This is a genomic window from Streptomyces sp. NPDC088725 (assembly GCF_044751305.1).
Classification (GTDB): Bacteria; Actinomycetota; Actinomycetes; order Streptomycetales; family Streptomycetaceae; genus Streptomyces.
Genome location: NZ_JBIVLO010000004.1, coordinates 128,694 through 144,420, shown reverse-complemented (window position 1 = coordinate 144,420; position 15,727 = coordinate 128,694). Strand labels below are relative to the sequence as shown.

The 15,727-nt window shown below is 71.2% G+C and carries 16 protein-coding genes; 9 read left to right on the top strand and 7 right to left on the bottom strand.

Features of this window, described 5'->3' with window-relative positions:
- Window positions 1–129: 129 nt before the first annotated feature.
- Entirely contained in the window at window positions 130–1,026 is an 897-nt protein-coding gene (locus tag ACIP6N_RS10785; RefSeq protein WP_401814584.1) for an SDR family oxidoreductase, read from the top strand.
- Window positions 1,027–1,068: 42 nt separating this feature from the next.
- On the opposite strand, the gene ACIP6N_RS10780 is transcribed toward ACIP6N_RS10785, so the two are convergent.
- From ACIP6N_RS10780 to ACIP6N_RS10770, 3 genes are all read right to left on the bottom strand, one after another.
- Complete coding sequence (locus ACIP6N_RS10780) at window positions 1,069–1,692, bottom strand: GPP34 family phosphoprotein (RefSeq protein ID WP_401814582.1); 624 nt, start codon at window positions 1,690–1,692, stop codon at window positions 1,069–1,071.
- The gene (locus tag ACIP6N_RS10775; RefSeq protein ID WP_401814581.1) at window positions 1,689–2,066 is read right to left on the bottom strand and encodes a DUF1330 domain-containing protein; all 378 of its coding nucleotides are present in this window, start codon (window positions 2,064–2,066) and stop codon (window positions 1,689–1,691) included. Before ACIP6N_RS10775 ends, ACIP6N_RS10780 begins: the two co-directional genes overlap by 4 nt.
- A 130-nt stretch (window positions 2,067–2,196) precedes the next feature.
- Window positions 2,197–2,919, bottom strand: a complete 723-nt coding sequence (locus ACIP6N_RS10770; protein WP_401814579.1) for a TetR/AcrR family transcriptional regulator — start codon at window positions 2,917–2,919, stop codon at window positions 2,197–2,199.
- A gap of 126 nt (window positions 2,920–3,045) precedes the next feature.
- Between ACIP6N_RS10770 and ACIP6N_RS10765 the strand changes: the two genes are divergently transcribed.
- The 3 genes from ACIP6N_RS10765 to ACIP6N_RS10755 all read left to right on the top strand — a co-directional run bounded on the left by ACIP6N_RS10765 (window position 3,046) and on the right by ACIP6N_RS10755 (window position 6,160).
- Window positions 3,046–4,074: an MMPL family transporter gene (locus ACIP6N_RS10765; protein WP_401814578.1), complete on the top strand. Its 1,029-nt coding sequence runs from the start codon at window positions 3,046–3,048 to the stop codon at window positions 4,072–4,074.
- Window positions 3,977–5,248 carry an MMPL family transporter gene (locus ACIP6N_RS10760; protein ID WP_401814576.1) on the top strand — a complete coding sequence of 424 codons (1,272 nt, stop codon included), beginning with the start codon at window positions 3,977–3,979 and terminating at the stop codon, window positions 5,246–5,248. Before ACIP6N_RS10765 ends, ACIP6N_RS10760 begins: the two co-directional genes overlap by 98 nt.
- 267 nt (window positions 5,249–5,515) lie before the next feature.
- Window positions 5,516–6,160: a dihydrofolate reductase family protein gene (locus ACIP6N_RS10755; RefSeq protein WP_401814574.1), complete on the top strand. Its 645-nt coding sequence runs from the start codon at window positions 5,516–5,518 to the stop codon at window positions 6,158–6,160.
- Between the two features lie 222 nt (window positions 6,161–6,382).
- Here ACIP6N_RS10755 and ACIP6N_RS10750 read toward each other — a convergent pair whose 3' ends face one another.
- From ACIP6N_RS10750 to ACIP6N_RS10740, 3 genes are all read right to left on the bottom strand, one after another.
- Window positions 6,383–7,132: a dienelactone hydrolase family protein gene (locus tag ACIP6N_RS10750; RefSeq protein ID WP_401814573.1), complete on the bottom strand. Its 750-nt coding sequence runs from the start codon at window positions 7,130–7,132 to the stop codon at window positions 6,383–6,385.
- Window positions 7,133–7,229: 97 nt separating this feature from the next.
- The gene (locus ACIP6N_RS10745) at window positions 7,230–8,087 is read right to left on the bottom strand and encodes an alpha/beta fold hydrolase (RefSeq protein WP_401814572.1); all 858 of its coding nucleotides are present in this window, start codon (window positions 8,085–8,087) and stop codon (window positions 7,230–7,232) included.
- A 30-nt stretch (window positions 8,088–8,117) separates the two neighbouring features.
- Window positions 8,118–9,809: a phosphodiester glycosidase family protein gene (locus ACIP6N_RS10740; protein ID WP_401814571.1), complete on the bottom strand. Its 1,692-nt coding sequence runs from the start codon at window positions 9,807–9,809 to the stop codon at window positions 8,118–8,120.
- A gap of 276 nt (window positions 9,810–10,085) precedes the next feature.
- On the opposite strand from ACIP6N_RS10740, the gene ACIP6N_RS10735 reads away from it, so the two are divergent.
- On the top strand, window positions 10,086–10,913 hold the full coding sequence (locus tag ACIP6N_RS10735; protein WP_401814570.1) for an LLM class flavin-dependent oxidoreductase: 828 nt from the start codon (window positions 10,086–10,088) through the stop codon (window positions 10,911–10,913).
- Between the two features lie 207 nt (window positions 10,914–11,120).
- Window positions 11,121–11,249 carry a DUF6126 family protein gene (locus ACIP6N_RS10730; RefSeq protein ID WP_401814569.1) on the top strand — a complete coding sequence of 43 codons (129 nt, stop codon included), beginning with the start codon at window positions 11,121–11,123 and terminating at the stop codon, window positions 11,247–11,249.
- A gap of 28 nt (window positions 11,250–11,277) precedes the next feature.
- Here ACIP6N_RS10730 and ACIP6N_RS10725 read toward each other — a convergent pair whose 3' ends face one another.
- Window positions 11,278–11,487, bottom strand: coding sequence for a hypothetical protein (locus ACIP6N_RS10725; RefSeq protein ID WP_401814568.1), 210 nt, complete (start codon window positions 11,485–11,487; stop codon window positions 11,278–11,280).
- A 279-nt stretch (window positions 11,488–11,766) separates the two neighbouring features.
- Here ACIP6N_RS10725 and ACIP6N_RS10720 point away from each other — a divergent pair, with 279 nt between their 5' ends.
- The 3 genes from ACIP6N_RS10720 to ACIP6N_RS10710 all read left to right on the top strand — a co-directional run bounded on the left by ACIP6N_RS10720 (window position 11,767) and on the right by ACIP6N_RS10710 (window position 15,463).
- A complete protein-coding gene (locus ACIP6N_RS10720) occupies window positions 11,767–12,366 on the top strand; it encodes a GNAT family N-acetyltransferase (RefSeq protein ID WP_401814567.1) in 600 nt (199 codons plus the stop codon).
- A 429-nt stretch (window positions 12,367–12,795) separates the two neighbouring features.
- Window positions 12,796–14,040 (top strand): type III PLP-dependent enzyme, encoded by a 1,245-nt coding sequence (locus ACIP6N_RS10715; RefSeq protein ID WP_401814566.1) that lies wholly within the window; start codon window positions 12,796–12,798, stop codon window positions 14,038–14,040.
- Window positions 14,041–14,071: 31 nt separating this feature from the next.
- Complete coding sequence (locus ACIP6N_RS10710) at window positions 14,072–15,463, top strand: diaminobutyrate--2-oxoglutarate transaminase (RefSeq protein ID WP_401814565.1); 1,392 nt, start codon at window positions 14,072–14,074, stop codon at window positions 15,461–15,463.
- The last annotated feature ends 264 nt before the right edge of the window (window positions 15,464–15,727 follow it).

The following is a 15,727-nucleotide window of genomic DNA, read 5'->3' as shown; positions in this document are numbered from 1 at the left end:
TCTGTGACTGACATCAGCCGTACGTGTCAGTCGTAGGTATCCGCCTCAGGCGTCAGTCACAGACATCAGTCACGACATCGCTCGGATCAATCCGCTCGCCCGGTGGCGGGCGTCGAAGGAGATCACGTCATGCGTGTTTTCGTTACTGGAGCATCCGGCTGGATCGGCTCGGCCGCCGTCGACGAACTGCTCGCCGCGGGCCACGAGGTCACCGGGCTGGCCAGGTCCGACGCGTCCACCGCGGCCCTTGAGGCGAAGGGCGCCCGCGTGCGCCGCGGTGACCTGGACGACCTCGACGGCATCCGCGCCGGCGCCGAGGCGGCCGAGGCCGTCATCCACCTGGCGAACAAGCACGACTGGTCCAACCCGGCCGCCTCGGACGCGGCCGAGCGGGCCGCCGTCCAGACCATCGGCGACGCGCTCGTCGGTACGGACCGTCCGTTCCTGCTCGCGGCGGGCGTCGCCGGGCTCGTCCAGGGCAGGACCAGCACCGAGGACGACGCGTCGCCGTTCCACGGCCCGGACGCACCGCGAGGTGGCAGCGAGAACCTCGCGCTCGAATTCGTCGAGCGTGGTGTCCGGACCGTCAGCCTGCGCTTCTCGCCGACCGTGCACGGCGCCGGTGACCACGGGTTCATCGCGCTCATCGCCGCCAACGCGCGCGAGAAGGGCGTCGCCGGGTACCCCGGTGACGGGACCAACCGCTGGCCCGCCGTGCACCGTTCGGACGCGGCCCGCCTGATCGCGCTCGGCCTGGAGAAGGCGCCCGCGGGATCCCGGCTGCACGCCGTCGCCGAAGAAGGCGTCCCCACGCGCGAGATCGCGGAGGCGATCGGCCGCGCCTTCGACCTGCCGGTCGAGTCCATCGCTCCTGACGAGGTCGCGGACCACTTCGGTTGGATCGGCCGGTTCTTCGGCATGGACCTCTCGGCGAGCAGCGACCGGACGCGGAAGCTCCTCGACTGGACGCCCACCGGTCCGACGCTCATCGAAGACCTCGACGCGGGCGCCTACTCGGTGAGTTGAGCAGCACCGTTCATCCGGCTGGCCGTGCGGTGGCGGCGAACGTCAGTAGCCGCGCTGGACGTTGGTGACAGCCGCGTCGTCCCGTCGGTGGGCCCGTCGCCACGCCTCGGTGGACAGCTCGTCGCACGCGTCGTCCAGGGCCGCCAGTACGGTCGCCACCGCGTCGTCCGTGACGCGCGGTGACTCGTCCGTGCGCTTGTCGTGGATGCCGGCGGTCGTGGCGAGCGCGGCGAGAACGGGCTCGTCGGCGGTCCAACGCGCCGCCGCCCGGCTGCGATCGGGTGAATCGACCAGGGACGTCCGGCCGGTACGGAAGAACGGCATCCGGTGGTGGCGCTGTTGGCGGACGAGCTGCCCGTCCTTCTCCAGGGCGGCCAGATAGCGCGAGGACAGGCCGCGCCCCCTGCGCCAGAGCCAGTCGTCGACCGGCTCGTACGGCGGCTCCCGGACCAGTCCCTCTGCGGCCTCGGCCAACACCGGTTCCGCGGAGGGGTGTTCGCCGTCCACGGGTGCGATGCGGCGCTCGGCTCCGAGGCGTACGATCCCGTCGGCCAGGAGGTCGATCAGCTCGGCACCGGCGAGTGCGAGCGACAGCTTGCTGCGCTCCACGGAGCGGTAGGGCGCCATGTCCATGGTGACGATCAGCAGATCGCGCGGGGTGGTCATGAGCGCCCCCGGCCGTCGGACGCGGAGGCGGCCGCGATCGCGTTCCTGATCTGTCCGGCGTAGCCGGCCGCGGTGAAGTCCGGTGTGACGCCGTCCACCAGAACCAGGTCGCTGATCGCGTTGTTCACGCGCAGGGGCAGGATCTTCTGGTATTCGGGCGGGTTGTACCAGGTCTCCGCGTGCGCCATGTCAGGGAATTCCATCAGGACGACCGCCCCCGGCCACGTCCCCTCCACGGCCCGCGCCTCGCCTTGCGCCAGCCACTTACCGCCGTGGTTCTTGGCCGTGTCTTCCACCTGTTCCAGGTAGGAGACGGCTTCCTCGTTGGGAATGTCACCCGGTATGCGCAGGTGATTGATCAGGTAGGTGCTCATGCGAACCCTCCGGGCGCGTGGCGGGCGCACGGCCCGACAGGCGCAATGGGGGATTTCTGGCGTTTATCGCCATTGTAGGCGCGGAGGCCGGGGCGTGGGCCCTGCGTTTTCCGGGGGAGCGCCTGAATCGTCAGGAAAGCTGTTCGGTCTCCTCGGTCTCCTCGGTCTCCTCGGGATGCGCGGACGCGCGGCTGTCCTGTGCGTCCCGCGTACGTGGGGTGACGCGGGCCGCTCGGAGGATGAAGGTGCGGACGAACGGTTCCTCGTCCGGCCAGGGGAACGTGCGCATGCGCTGGCGCAGCGAGCTGTAGCCGTGCAGCGTCACCCACAGTGCGACCGCGTCCTCGAAGGGCGACCGGCTGTCGGACTCGCCGGATTCCACGCACGCGGTGATGACGTCGATCAGTGGGGCGAACGCCCGCCCGCCGACCAGTCCCTCCACGACGGGATCGGCGGCCGTCGCGGGCGCGGGGCCGCCGGCGTCGAGGGGGCGGTAGCGGTTGAACAGCACGCGGTACCGCTCCGGCTGTTCCTCCGCGAAGCGCAGATACGCGTGGCCGAGGGCCAGCAGCCGGTCCACCGGATCCTGCTCGGAGGCGGCGGCCTTCTGTGCCACCTCGGCCAGGTCGTGGAAGGTGTCCGCGACGATCGCGTCGACGATCGCGTCCCGGTCGGCGAAGTGCGCGTAGATCGACGGCGCCGAGATCCCGACCTGGCGCGCGACGGAACGCAGCGTGATCGCTTCCTCGCTGCCCGTCTGTTCCAGCAGCTCACGGGCGGCGCCAAGGATCTCGCCGCGCAGGCGCAGACCTTCGCCGCGCAGGTTTCTCGTTCGGTTCGCAGATCTACTCACGGGTGTGACTTTACAACCGTTGCCTTGTCCCACCGGCTCGCTGTCGGCCCCGGCCGAAGCACCGGCTTCACCGCACACCGGCCTCACCACACACCGGCTTCACCGCCATTCAGAAAGGAGCCCTCCATGGCCACGCTGCTCTACCGTCTTGGAGCCCTCAGCAGCCGCAACAAGTACCGGGTACTCGTCGGCTGGCTGCTCGCCATCGCCGCGATCGCCGCGCTCGGCGTCTCCTTCGCGGGCACGATGGTGTCCAGCGGTTCGATACCGGGCTCGCCCGCCCAGGTCGCGCTGGACAAGATGGACCACCACTTCCCCAGCTCGGAGACCCAGACCGCCGAGATCGTCATCCAGGCGCCACCAGGACATGTCCTGAAAGAGCCAGGTCTGCAAGCCCCGATCGAGTCCGGCCTTGAGTCCGCCGCGAAGGTGCCGGGCGTGACGTCGGTCAGCGAACCGGCTGCCCAGCTCTCGCAGGACGGACGTACCTCCGTCGTCCAGGTGACCTTCTCGACCCCGAAGGACGCGACGGTCCCGGCGCAGACCCTCGACGGGCTCAAGGCGACGGGCGCGCAGGCGGAACACGCCGGAGCCTCCGTGCTCTTCGGCGGTGACGCCTACAAGGAGTCCGGCCCGGCCGTCAGCCCGACGGAGGTCGTCGGCGTACTGGTGACGCTGCTGGTCCTGGTCCTCACCTTCGGTTCGATGCTCGCGGCCGGACTTCCGCTGCTGACCGCGATCCTCGGTGTCGCCGGGACGATGATGGGCATGATCGGGCTCTCGTCCGTGATCGGTATCTCCGACACCGCGCCGGTCATGGCGATGATGCTGGGGCTGGCGGTCGGTATCGACTACGCGCTGTTCATCGTGTCGCGCCACCGCACCCAGCTCGCGCAGGGCATGCCCGTGCAGAAGTCGATCGCCAAGGCGACCGCGACGGCGGGAAGCGCCGTCGTCTTCGCGGGGCTGACCGTGGTGGTCGCGCTCGTGGGACTCACCGTCGCCCGCGTGCCGATGCTGACCTCGATGGGGCTCACCGCGGCCGCGGCGGTAGCCGGTGGCCGTCACCCTCGCGCTCACGCTGCTGCCCGCGCTGCTCGGCATCGCCGGCGACCGGCTCATCCCGAAGCCGGGTTCACGCGCCGCGCGCCGTGAGACCCGTACGCACGGCTCGACCATGGGCACCCGGTGGGTCACCGGCGTCCTGCGCCGTCCCAAGCGGACCGTGGTCGCGGTCGTCCTCGGCCTCCTCGTGCTCGCCGTACCGGCCATGCACCTGAAGCTCGCTCTCACCGACAACGGCTCGGAACCGAAGACCTCCTCCACCCGGCAGGCCTACGACAAGGTCGCCGACGCGTTCGGCCCCGGCGCCAACGGACCGCTCATCATCCTCGTCGAGGGCACGCCGGGCAGCCAGGACAAGGTGACCGCGGCCTCCGACGAGATGGTCAAGGAACTCGCCGGCACCAAGGGCATCGCCTTCGCGAGCCCCGCCCAGCCGTCGGCCGACGGACTCGCGGCCCGCATCCAGGTCATCCCGACCACAGGCCCGCGTACGACGGAGACCAGCCACCTCGTCGGGCAACTGCGCGACGTCACGGCCCACGTCGAAACCAAGACCGGCACGTACGTGGCCGTCACGGGCATCACGGCGGTCAGCGTCGACATCGCCGCGAAACTGAGCGGCGCGCTGCTGCCCTTCACGATCGTCGTCGTGGGGCTCTCGCTCCTGCTGCTGATGGTGGCGTTCCGTTCGATCGCCATCCCGATCAAGGCGACGCTCGGGTTCCTGCTGTCGGTCGGTGCGTCGTTCGGCGCGACGGTGGCGGTCTTCCAGTGGGGCTGGCTGGCCGACACGCTGGGCGTGCCGAGCGTCGGGCCGGTGGCGAGCTTCGTGCCGATCCTGGTGATGGCGGTGCTGTTCGGGCTGGCCATGGACTACGAGGTCTTCCTCGTCTCGGCCATGCGCGAGCGCTACGCGAAGACCCGTCGCAGCGAGGACGCCATCATCGAGGGCACACGCCACTCGGCCCGGGTGGTCACGGCTGCGGCGCTCATCATGATCGCGGTGTTCGTGAGCTTCCTGTTCACCAGGGACCCCAACAGCATGCCCATCGCGCTCGCATTGGGCTTCGGCGTCATGATCGACGCCTTCGCGGTCCGCATGACCCTGGTGCCCGCGGTCCTCAAGTTGCTGGGCGACAAGGCCTGGTACCTGCCGCGCTGGCTGGACCGCGTCCTGCCGTCGGTCGACGTCGAGGGAGCGGCCTTCGAGGAGGACGAGCCGGAACCCGTCATCCTGACCAAGGAACCGGCGCTCCACGCGTAGGAGTTGATCAGGCAGGACTTGCCCAGGCAGGACTTGTTCGGGCGGACCGCCGCACCACCGGGACACCGGAGGTGCGGCGGTTTCGTCGTGCCCGGGGTCGCGACGGCCGGCTCAACGAGTGCGCGATGCCCGGCGTACCTGACGTGTCGGGACGCTGGGTGGCCCGATTCCTGACCGGTCACGGACGCGGCGATGAGTTTTGCCGGCCCGGTACGTCTTACCACCGTTCGCGTCTCACCACCGTTGTCGACAGCTCAGGAGGAACCCGTGGCGCAGCTGCTGCGAGTCCAGAATTTCACCGTCTCCAGTGACGGTATCGCCGCCGGCGAGGAGCAGACCCTTGAGAGACCGTTCGGGCACGTCGAGCCCGAGAGGCTGTTCGCCTGGGCCGGTGCTACGGCGAGCTGGCCCATGCGCACAGACTCCGGGGGCAGTCGGGGGCTGGACGACTACCTCACGCGGGACTACGCGCGCAACATCGGCGCCGAGATCATGGGCCGCAACAAGTTCGGTCCCCAGCGCGGACCCTGGCTCAACCATGAGTGGCAGGGCTGGTGGGGGGACGAGCCCCCGTTCCACACCCCGGTGTTCGTCCTGACCCACCACAAGCGTCCTTCGCTCACGCTCTCCGACACCACGTTCCACTTCGTGGACGGCGACCCTGCCACGGTCCTCGAACAGGCCAGGGAGGCGGCGCAGGGCAAGGATGTCCGGCTCGGTGGCGGGGCCACCACCATCCGGCAGTTCCTCGACGCCGACCTCGTCGACACCCTGCATGTGGTGGTCTCGCCGGTGACGTACGGGTCAGGAGTGCGGCTCTGGGAGTCCCCCGACGAACTGCTCGACCGGTTCCACCTGGAGGCCGTGCCCAGCGCGAGCGGGGTGACGCATCACCTGTTCTGGCGGAAGTGACCGGTCCCTCGTGGCCGCCGGGCCGGCTGTCCCGGGCGTTTTCTTCGCGTCCCGGGGACGTCTGTGCGGCGGTGACCCGTCCCTCCGGGGCGGGGCTGACCGACGGGCGCAGCACCGCGCCCGCCGGCCAGCCCGTCCGCTGTCCGACGGATCGCCGGAAGCGGTGCTCCGGGGTTGGGCCTGAGAGGCCGTGCCTCAAGGCCGTTCCCCCGGCGCCAGGTCTCAGGTGCGGGGCAGCGCGCGGCTGAGGAGGGGGAGCAGGCGGTCCCAGTGGTGCTGGAGTGCCGCGGGGTTGAAGGCTTCGGTGTCGGCCATCGTGTAGCCGTGGACGGTGTCGGGGTAGATCTCGGTGGTGTGGTCGACGCCCGCTTCGTCCAAGGCCTTGTTGAACTCGTTGATGTCCTCGGGCGTCCAGTCGGTCTCGGCGAGGCCGAGGTGGATTTCGGCGTCGAGGTCGGAGACGAGGCGGTGCGGGCTGTCGGGCGCGTCGGTGACGAATTTGCCGGGGTGGAATCCGGCGACGGCGGCCACCTGGCCGGGGTGGGCCGTCGCGGTGCGCAGCGCCAGGGCGGCGCCCATGCAGTAGCCGATCGCGCCGATCGGTCCGGCGCTGACCTCGGGCTGGGTGGTGAGGAACGTGACGTAGGCGTCGGCGTCGCGCAGGGCGCGTTCGGTGGTGTGGGCCTGCATCAGGGGCTTCAGCTGGGCGAAGATCGTCGGCCGGACGTCCTGTCCGATGTGCTCGGGAAGGTCGAGCACCGGCGCGGGGGCGTGCCGGTAGTAGAGGTTGGGGACGAGTACGTAGTACCCGTGTGAGGCCAGTTCGCGGGCCATCTCCTCCAGCACGGGCCGCAGGCCGAAGGCGTCCATGTACAGCAGCACCCCCGGGTGCCGCCCGTCACCGTCGGGGAAGGCGGCGAAGGCGTCGGCCTGGCCGTCCGCGGTGGGTATCTGGAGCGTCTTGGTGGGCATGGTGGTTCTTCTTTCCTGGTGCCTTGTGCCTGGTGCTGTGCGCAGTCTCGATCGGGGATCGGAGACCGGAGCTCAGCCTAGGCGTGAGGCATCCGGCTCATTCGGCGTGGTCGCGCAGCCACTTCAGCGCCCGCGCGCCGGAGTTGAGTACCGAGAGGTGGCCGTCTGCGGGGCGCGGCGCCAATTCGGCGTCCGGGCAGTGGCGGGCGAGCCAGGCGCCGTGGGTGCTGGGGACGATCCGGTCCTGGCCGCCGTGCACGATCAGCGTCGGCGCGCTGATCTGTTCGGGAGCGAAGCCCCAGGGGCCGACGAGGGCGAGGTCGTCGTCAACTGCCCCGCCGATACCGCCCTCCAGGCCCTTCGCGGCGACGGCGGCCAGCCAGGACCACGGGCCCGCGAGCGCCGCGTGATCCGCCGGGGTGAACATCTCCGGGTCGAACTCGGCGGCGGACAGCAGCTGTTCCAGTGGTGCGCGGCCCTCGGCGGCGGCGCGCAGTTCCGCTTCGCCGGAGGCCGTCATGCCCGCGAACCAGTCCAGGCCCTCCGCGCCGAACGGGGCGAGCCCCGCCACGCAGACCGCGCCCAGGACGCGGTCCGGCAGGAGCGCCGCACACGCCAGCGCGTGCGGCCCTCCGCCGGAGGCGCCCAGGACGGCGAACTGCTCGATGTCCAGGGTGTCGACGATCGCCGAGACGTCCTCGGCGGCCGACGCGACGTCCCGGCCCGGGTGGCGGGTGGAGGCGCCGTAGCCGGGGCGGTCGTACGACACCCAGCGGATGCCGTGCTGCGCGGCGGCCTGGAACAGTGGCTCGGGCGGGGCGCCGGTGCTCGGTGTGCCGTGGTGCCAGACGACCGCCAGGGCCGGGTCCCCGCCCGCGGGGGCGGCCTCGTACACATGGAGGGTGTGGCCGTCGCTCAGTTCGAGGTCGGTCTCTGTCACCGTCACCGTCGCCATGCGGTGAGCCTACTCAGCCGGAGCGCGTACTCAGCCGCGGCGGGCCGGGAGGACCTGGACGGTGTCGCCCACCGCGCGTTCGCCCGTCGCGTCCGAGGTGATGTTGACGAGCTTGCCGCCGACCACCATCGCGCTGGAGCCGCCGCCGTCGAGGTTGAGGGCCTGCTTGGCGCCCAGGGAACGCATGAAGCGGGCGGCTTCGGCGAGCGTGAAGCCCTCGCTGACGCCCGGCTGACGGCCGTCGACCGTGGCCAGGATCAGCCGGCCGCGCTGGTCGATGCCGGCCATGGTGCGCGGCTGGCGCACGTTCGACCAGGCGTAGCCGAAGGAGAGGTCCTTCGGGTCGAGGGTGCCCTCGGCCTTGGCGTCGATGTGGACCTGGCCGTTCTCCACCAGGGTCGGCGAGGCGCTGACGATGGTGTCGTGCGCGCCGAGCCTGACCTGGCGTCCCTTGGCGTCGCGGATGACCTCCGTGACGGCGATGCGCTGGCCCTTACGGCTGTGCGAGGTGAGCCAGTTGGCGCCGGAGCCGATGCCCTGGAGCACCGAGCCGCCGGCCGGGACCTTACCGCCGAGCGAACCGACGGAGACGACACGGTCCTTGGAGTCGAGGACGACCTGAGTGCCCGCTCCCTCGGGGAGGTTGGCGCGGAACTTCGGCGTGAACTTCACCAGGTCGTTCGGCGCGGTGCAGGTGAGGTCGTGGTGCGGCAGTGCGGTCGGAGTGGCGTTGGGGCGGCCGCAGTTGCGGATCTTGCCCGGTGCGCGGTTGATGCCCTGCACGGCGTACGTGGACAGTCCGGACCGCGCGGTGACGGTGGTGGACAGGTCGGCGATACGGGAGTGCCGTCCGCCGTCGGCCAGGATCAGCGCGGCCCGCGAGCCGACAGCCATCGACTCCAACTTGCCTTCGTAGGCGGAGATACCGGCCACCGTGCCCTGCACGCCGTCGCCGTCGGACGTGATGAAGAAGCCGCCGTTGATCGCGACGAGCGACTTGGCCTTCGCGGCGGCCGACGAGGTCGTCTCGCGGTCCGCGACGCTGTCGCCGTGGGTGGACTCGACGGTGCCCCGGAACGTGGCCGGGTCGATGACCGCCACGTGGATGCTCTGCCGGTCGGCGGTCTGCTGGCCGTCGTAACCGGTCCACTCGACGCCGGTACGCAGGCCGGTGGCGGTGACGCCCTGGTTCGCGCTCTGGGCCTCGGCCTCGGCGGCGTACGAGCCGACCCGGACGCGCCAGCCCATGGTGCCGTGCGGTGTGTCGGAGTAGTCCTCCCAGCGGACCTCCTCCACACGCGGCTGGAATCCGGCGGCGCGCAACTGCCGCGCGGTGGTGTCGGCCCAGGTGCGGTCGCCGACGGGGGCCCAGGTGGCCGCACCGGTGAGCCGGTTGACGGCGGGCGCCTGGAGGGTGATCGTCCAGACCGGCCTGGCCTTGGTGTTCTGGATGACACCGGTGCGTACCTGTACGCCGGGGGCGACACTGTCGGTGGTCCAACGCACCTGGTCGGAAGCAGAGTTGGAGTTGGGCGTCAGGACGGTGGTGACCGTGGCTGCCTGCGTGGCAGCGGCTGCGGGCGCGGCGGCCTGCGCCACTCCCGCCACCGTCCAGGGGTTGACGGCCGCGAGCGCGATGGCGGTGCCCACCGCGACTCGGATCCGGATGCCGCGGCGGCCCGTGGCAGCTCCGTGCGAAAGTCTGCCGTCTTCGTTCTGCATGGTTGTCCCCAGCGCGTCGTCGTACGAAATGGCCGGCCGGGGGAATCCCGCCGTCCACTTGAGCGGGCGTAAGTACAGTCGCGGCCCGGGGCGAAGGCGGTAACTGCGGGCGAATGAGAGCGGAAGGCGTGATGAAAGACCTTAAGGCCAGTTGGGGCCGGTTGAGGTGAGTTGACACCAGAAGGGCCTGGTACTCCCACAGGACGGCCTTTGGCCGCACGGCATGAGAATGGGTGTGAAATCACCGAACTTCGGCCCCCGGACCGATCCGGAGTGATGCGTGACTGGGCACGGACGGTGGAAGGGCTCAGCTCCGGCCTGCTGATGGTCTCCGACCACGTCGTGGTGACACCGGACGTGGCCGCGCGGTACCCGGCGCCGTTCTGCGAGCCCTTCACCACGCTCTCCTGGCCGGCCGGTGTGACCGAACGGGTCCGGCCCGGGGCGCCCGTTCTGATCGTGCCGTACCGCGACCCCCTGCTCGCCGCGCGCATGGGCGCGAATCTGAGCCGGCTCAGGGGTGAACGGCGGGTGCCCGGCTTGGGTGTTGGCTGGGCGCGGCAGGAATTCGCCGCGCTGGGTGTGCCGTTCGAGCGCCGCGGGGCCCTGACGGACGCGTACCCGCGGGTGATCAAGGACGCGTGGGAGCACGACAAGGACGAGGACTACCCCGCCGGGCGGATCCCGCTCTGGGTGGGCGGCCACAGCAACGCGGGGCTGCGCCGGGCGGTGCGCCTGGGCGACGCGTGGCACCCGCTGCGGTTCACGATGCCGTGGTTGCGCGAGGCGCTGGAGCGGCTGCGGACGATCGCGTACGAGGAGCAGCGGCCGGTGCCGGAGCCGGCACCCAGGATCGCGCTGCGGCTGACCGGCTCACCGGTCACGGACGCGGACCGACTGGCCGGTGTGGGCACGATGGAGCAGGTCGTGGCGGACCTGGCGGAGCTGAGCGACCTCGGCGCCGGCACCGTACCGCTCGACACCTTCAACGGCGATCCGAGCGAGACGGACCGCCCGGAGGACGCGTGGCAGACGCTGGAGACGGTCGCGGCGGAGTGGGACCTGCGCGGACACCACGGGGTACGGGCCTCGGCGTGTCCGTGACGTGACCGCACACACGGGCCGGGCTGCCCGCGCGTGTGTGGCCCGCTCGTGTGTGCGGCCTGTCAGCGCGCGCGTGGGCGCGCGGGCAGACCGCCGGGTGGTGCGGGCGTACGTCACACCGCGTTCCAGGTGGGCGCCGGGCGCCGTCGCCGTACGCTGGAGAAGACCGCGCTCCGGAGCGCGGTCTTCTCGGGCTGGAGGCCGGCGGTGAGTGAGAGCGAGAGCTGGAAGGAACGCGGAGTGGCGCTCCGCGTCTTCGTCTACATCTTCGCGACCCACCTCTTCGCGGGCTTCGTCTGGATCCTCTTCTACGTGGGCGAGCACGCTCACAAGTGAGGTTTTCGCAGGTCGCGAGGTGTCTGCTCTACCTGCGCGAGCTGTCTCCGTGGTAGAGGCGCGCACCGGTCCTGGCGTCCGCCGGGGGCCTGCCGCGAGGCGACCAGAGGCTGCGGCTGTAGCCGTACGAGGCGATACGGGAGTCGCGCTGCCCGTTGATCCGGTGCAGCACCCAGATTCCGCCGACGAACATCACGACCATCGCGACGATCACCAGAATGGTGATGAGTCCGATCATTCGGCGTTCACCTCTTCCGGGTGTCTTCCCGGGTGCCTTCCGGGAGCGTGCACGCTGCCGGGAACATGCTTGTAGGGCGAAATGTCCCCTGTCCCTCCACCGTACTCCGGTCGCGGAAGGCCGCAGAAGAGCGCAGGGCGGTCCTGTCGAGGTGCCGGCGGCGGCGCACCGAAGGTTCACGGTTCGTATAAACCTCCCGTTTGCTGTTCCCGTGGACATGTCCGGCCTGCGACGATGTGCGCAGGTGTACGTCCGGTGCGCATGTCTGGGGGAGGGCACATGGCCGAGGTGTTCATCCGGCGCCTGAGCAGGTGGCAGGCCGAGCAGCAGCGGGAAGCCGTCGCCGATGTGTACGTCGAGGCGTACCGGCGGATCTACGGCGAGGAATTCCGCGACCGCGCGGCGTTTCTGGAGACGTTCGCGGAGGATGTGCGGCGGCCCGGCTTCGACATGGTGGTGGGGGGCGCCGCCGGAGGGAGCGCGGCGGCGTACGGGTACGGATTCCTCCTCGACCGCGACGGCGAGTGGTGGCGCGGTCTGCGCCAGGACGTGCCGTGGGACGCGGAGGAACTGACCGTCGCCGGACGGGTGTTCGTCATCGCCGAGTTGATGGTGCTGCCCGCTTTCCGGCGCGGCGCGGTCGCCACGCGCCTGGTCGAACGGCTGTTGGCGCGTGCGAACGCGGCGCTGGTGACCGTACGGGTCGATCCCGCGAACGAGCCCGCGGTCGCCGTGCTCCGCTCCTGGGGCTGGACCCGGCTGGGCGAGCTGAGCGTGCCGGTCGCCGGGCTTCCGGGGGTGGCTGCGGGTACGGGCTCGGGAGTGGGTGTGGCGCCAGGTGCGGCGTCGGACATCTGGAGCCGTGTGCTCACCTCGTGACCGGGCGGCGCTCGCCCCCGCCAGGCCTGCCGTTCTCTCTGTTCGTGTGCGACGCTCCTGTCGGCCTCTCCTCTGCGGCCTCCGGCGCCCGTGTCGTCTCCTCGGCGCCCTGTCCGGCGCTTTCCTCGCGTGTTCAGTGCCCCGCTCGGTGCGCACGTTCACGCGTGTTCATGTGTTCGCGCGCGCCCGTGCGCGTCTGTGCCTGTTCGGGCGCGTCCGAGCGTGTTCGTGCGCGTCTGGTTCTCGTCATGTCTCGTCCATGTCTCGCCCGTTTTTGGTGTGCCGGACGGCGAGTTGGGGAGTGTCTGAAACCGACCCGCCGCGAAGCGCCGTGCGCTTGGCATCGCCGAAGTGAGGCTTTAGGTTAGCCTCACCTAAGTTTGTCCGGTTCTTCGCTTCCCCGTCCCCCACCGCGAGGTAGAGCCAGTCGTGTCCGTCCAGTTCCCGCCCTCCGCCGCGCCTCGTTCCGCCTACCCGGTGGACGTCCTGCCCGCCACGGTCCGTCAACGCCTCCTGGAACTTGCGGAGTCCGCCGATCCGGTGTCCGCGTACGTGTACGACGGCGAGGTCGCCGCCGGCCGGGCCCGCCAGCTGCGCGCCGCGCTGCCGGACTGGGCCTCCGTCTACTACGCGGTCAAGGCCAACTCGCATCCGGGAGTCGTCAGGGCGCTCGCGCCGTACGTCGACGGCTTCGAGGTCGCGTCCGTGTCGGAACTGGGACTGGCCCTGGACGCCGGTGACTTCGCGGGCGCCGCCGTGCCGCCGGTCGTCGCGGCCGGTCCCGCGAAGTCCGTACCCGTACTGACGGCACTGGTACGGGCCGGAGTTGAGGCGATCAACGCCGAAAGCCTGCTCGAACTCCACCGGATCAGCCGGATCGCCGTCGCCGAGGGGGTCACCGCGCGCGTCGCGCTCCGCGTCAACCCGGCGGACATCCCGCTCACCGGTTCGCTGCTGATGGGTGGCGCGCCTTCGCAGTTCGGCGTCGCCGAGCCGGACGTACCCGAAGTGCTGCTCGCCGCACAGCGGTTGCCGGGCCTGGATCTCGTCGGCTTCCACATCCACGCGGCGTCGGGGAACCTCGACGCGTCCACCCATGCCGCGTACCTGCGCTGGTGCGTGGAGTGGAGCGTACGGACGGCACACGAGGCCGGCACGGACCTGCGTCATGTGGACATCGGCGGCGGGATCGGAGTCGCCTTCGAAGGCGAAAAGCCGTTCGACGTCAGGCGGTTCGGCGAACTGGCGGACGAGATACGGCCGCCGGACGGCGTGAAGGTCGTCCTCGAACCCGGACGGTTCCTGGTGGCCGACTGCGGCTGGTACGCGGCCGAGGTCACCGACGTCAAATTCTCCTACGGCGAGGCCTACGCCGTACTGCGCGGCGGCATCAACCACTTCCAGCTGCCCACCTCTTGGGACATCGTGCACAACGTGGCGGTGCTGCCGGTGGACGACTGGGCCGAGGACTGTCCGCGCCCCGCGGCCGAGAACACGCGCGTCACCGTCGTCGGCGAGCTGTGCACTCCTGAGGACACCCTTTTGCGTGACGTCCTGATCGACCGTGTGCGCGCGGGCGACCTCGTCGTTTTCCCGTATGCGGGCTCCTACGGCTGGGAGTTCGCGATGCACGCCTTCCTCGGCCACCCGGTCGCCGAGCGCCATCTGCTCTGAGCTTCTCAGACCTCTCATCCGGAGCTGTTTCATGACCGTTCCCACCGTCGCCCTGCCCACGACCGCGTCCTCCGCCGGAGACGATGCCGCCGAGGGCATCCTGCTCCGGCAACGCGCGAGGGAGTCCTCGGCGCGTACGTACGCGCGCTCCTTCCCGATCGTCCCGGCCCGCGCCACGGGCATGACGGTCGAGGGCGCGGACGGCCGCCGCTACCTGGACTGCCTCTCCGGCGCGGGCACGCTGGCCCTCGGCCACAACCACCCCGTGGTCCTCGAAGCCGTACGCCGCACCCTGGACAGCGGCGCCCCGCTGCACGTACTGGACCTCGCGACCCCGGAGAAGGACGACTTCACCGACGCGCTCTTCGCGACGCTGCCGTCCGCCTTCGCCGACCGGGCCAGGATCCACTTCTGCGGCCCGGCGGGCACGGACGCCGTCGAGGCGGCGCTGAAACTGATGCAGACCGCCACCGGACGGCGCGGAGTCGCGGCCTTCACCGGCGCCTACCACGGCATGACGGCGGGAGCGCTGGGCGCGACGGGGAGTGTCGCGGCGAAGGAGCGGGTCGCGGTGGGCTCGGCGGAGGTGACGCGGCTGCCGTATCCGTACTCCTACCGCTGCCCGTTCGGCGTCGGCGGCGAGCGCGGGGCCGAACTGGCCGCGACATACACGCAGCGGCTTCTGGACGATCCCTCGGGCGGTGTCGTACGGCCCGCCGCGATGATCCTCGAAGCGGTGCAGGGCGAGGGCGGCGCGGTGCCCGCGCCGGACAGCTGGCTGCGGGAGATGCGGCGGATCACCAGCGAGCGGGAGATCCCGCTGATCGTGGACGAGGTACAGACCGGCGTCGGGCGCACGGGCGCGTTCTGGGCGGTCGGGCACAGCGGGATCGTGCCGGACGCGATGGTGATGTCGAAGGCGATCGGCGGCAGCCTGCCGCTGGCGGTGATCGTGTACGACGAGGCGTACGACGGCTGGCAGCCGGGCGCGCACACCGGCACGTTCCGCGGCAACACCCTGGCGATGGCCACGGGCGCGGCGACGCTGCGGTACGTGGCCCGCGAGGGCCTGGCCGAGCGCGCGGCCGTGGTGGGCGCGCGGATGACGGCGCGGCTGGAGGGGCTGCGCGCGGAGGTCCCGATGGTCGGCGACGTACGCGGCCGCGGCCTGATGATCGGCGTCGAGATCGTGGACCCGGAGGCCGGCGAGGACTCGTGCGGCGCCCGCCCGGCCGCTCCGGACCGCGCGGAACGCGTCCGCGCGGCCTGCCTGGACCGCGGCCTGATCGTGGAACTGGGCGGCCGGTTCGGCTCCACGGTGCGGCTGCTGCCTCCGCTGGTGATCACGGACGAGCAGGCCGAGGCGGTCCTGGACCGCCTCGCGGACGCGCTGAACGAGGTCGCGGCGGGACGGCGGGCATGACGACGGGGACGGGCGTGACGGCGGCGGGTGTGACGGTGGCGGTTGTGGCGACGGGGACGGGCGTGACGACGGGCACGGGAGCGGCGTTCGGCGCGGCGATGGACGAGATGCCGCCGGAGGGCACGGGGGGTGTGCCGTACGGCGACGGGCTGACCACGCGGGCGGGAACGGGCGCGGGCGCTGCCCGGATGGCCGCGGGTGCGGGGTCGCCGGTCGCGGAGGGCGGCCCGCTGGGGCATACGGCCGGCCCGGTGTCCGGGGAGG

What these genes read in the sequence shown, in the direction of transcription:
- ACIP6N_RS10740 (WP_401814571.1), bottom strand. Translation starts at nt 9,809, where the DNA reads ATGCAGAACGAAGACGGCAGACTTTCGCACGGAGCTGCCACGGGCCGC.
- ACIP6N_RS10775 (WP_401814581.1), bottom strand. Translation starts at nt 2,066, where the DNA reads ATGAGCACCTACCTGATCAATCACCTGCGCATACCGGGTGACATTCCC.
- ACIP6N_RS10725 (WP_401814568.1), bottom strand. Translation starts at nt 11,487, where the DNA reads ATGATCGGACTCATCACCATTCTGGTGATCGTCGCGATGGTCGTGATG.
- ACIP6N_RS10735 (WP_401814570.1), top strand. Translation starts at nt 10,086, where the DNA reads ATGCGTGACTGGGCACGGACGGTGGAAGGGCTCAGCTCCGGCCTGCTG.
- ACIP6N_RS10710 (WP_401814565.1), top strand. Translation starts at nt 14,072, where the DNA reads ATGACCGTTCCCACCGTCGCCCTGCCCACGACCGCGTCCTCCGCCGGA.
- ACIP6N_RS10750 (WP_401814573.1), bottom strand. Translation starts at nt 7,132, where the DNA reads ATGCCCACCAAGACGCTCCAGATACCCACCGCGGACGGCCAGGCCGAC.
- ACIP6N_RS10745 (WP_401814572.1), bottom strand. Translation starts at nt 8,087, where the DNA reads ATGGCGACGGTGACGGTGACAGAGACCGACCTCGAACTGAGCGACGGC.
- ACIP6N_RS10785 (WP_401814584.1), top strand. Translation starts at nt 130, where the DNA reads ATGCGTGTTTTCGTTACTGGAGCATCCGGCTGGATCGGCTCGGCCGCC.
- ACIP6N_RS10720 (WP_401814567.1), top strand. Translation starts at nt 11,767, where the DNA reads ATGGCCGAGGTGTTCATCCGGCGCCTGAGCAGGTGGCAGGCCGAGCAG.
- ACIP6N_RS10765 (WP_401814578.1), top strand. Translation starts at nt 3,046, where the DNA reads ATGGCCACGCTGCTCTACCGTCTTGGAGCCCTCAGCAGCCGCAACAAG.
- ACIP6N_RS10780 (WP_401814582.1), bottom strand. Translation starts at nt 1,692, where the DNA reads ATGACCACCCCGCGCGATCTGCTGATCGTCACCATGGACATGGCGCCC.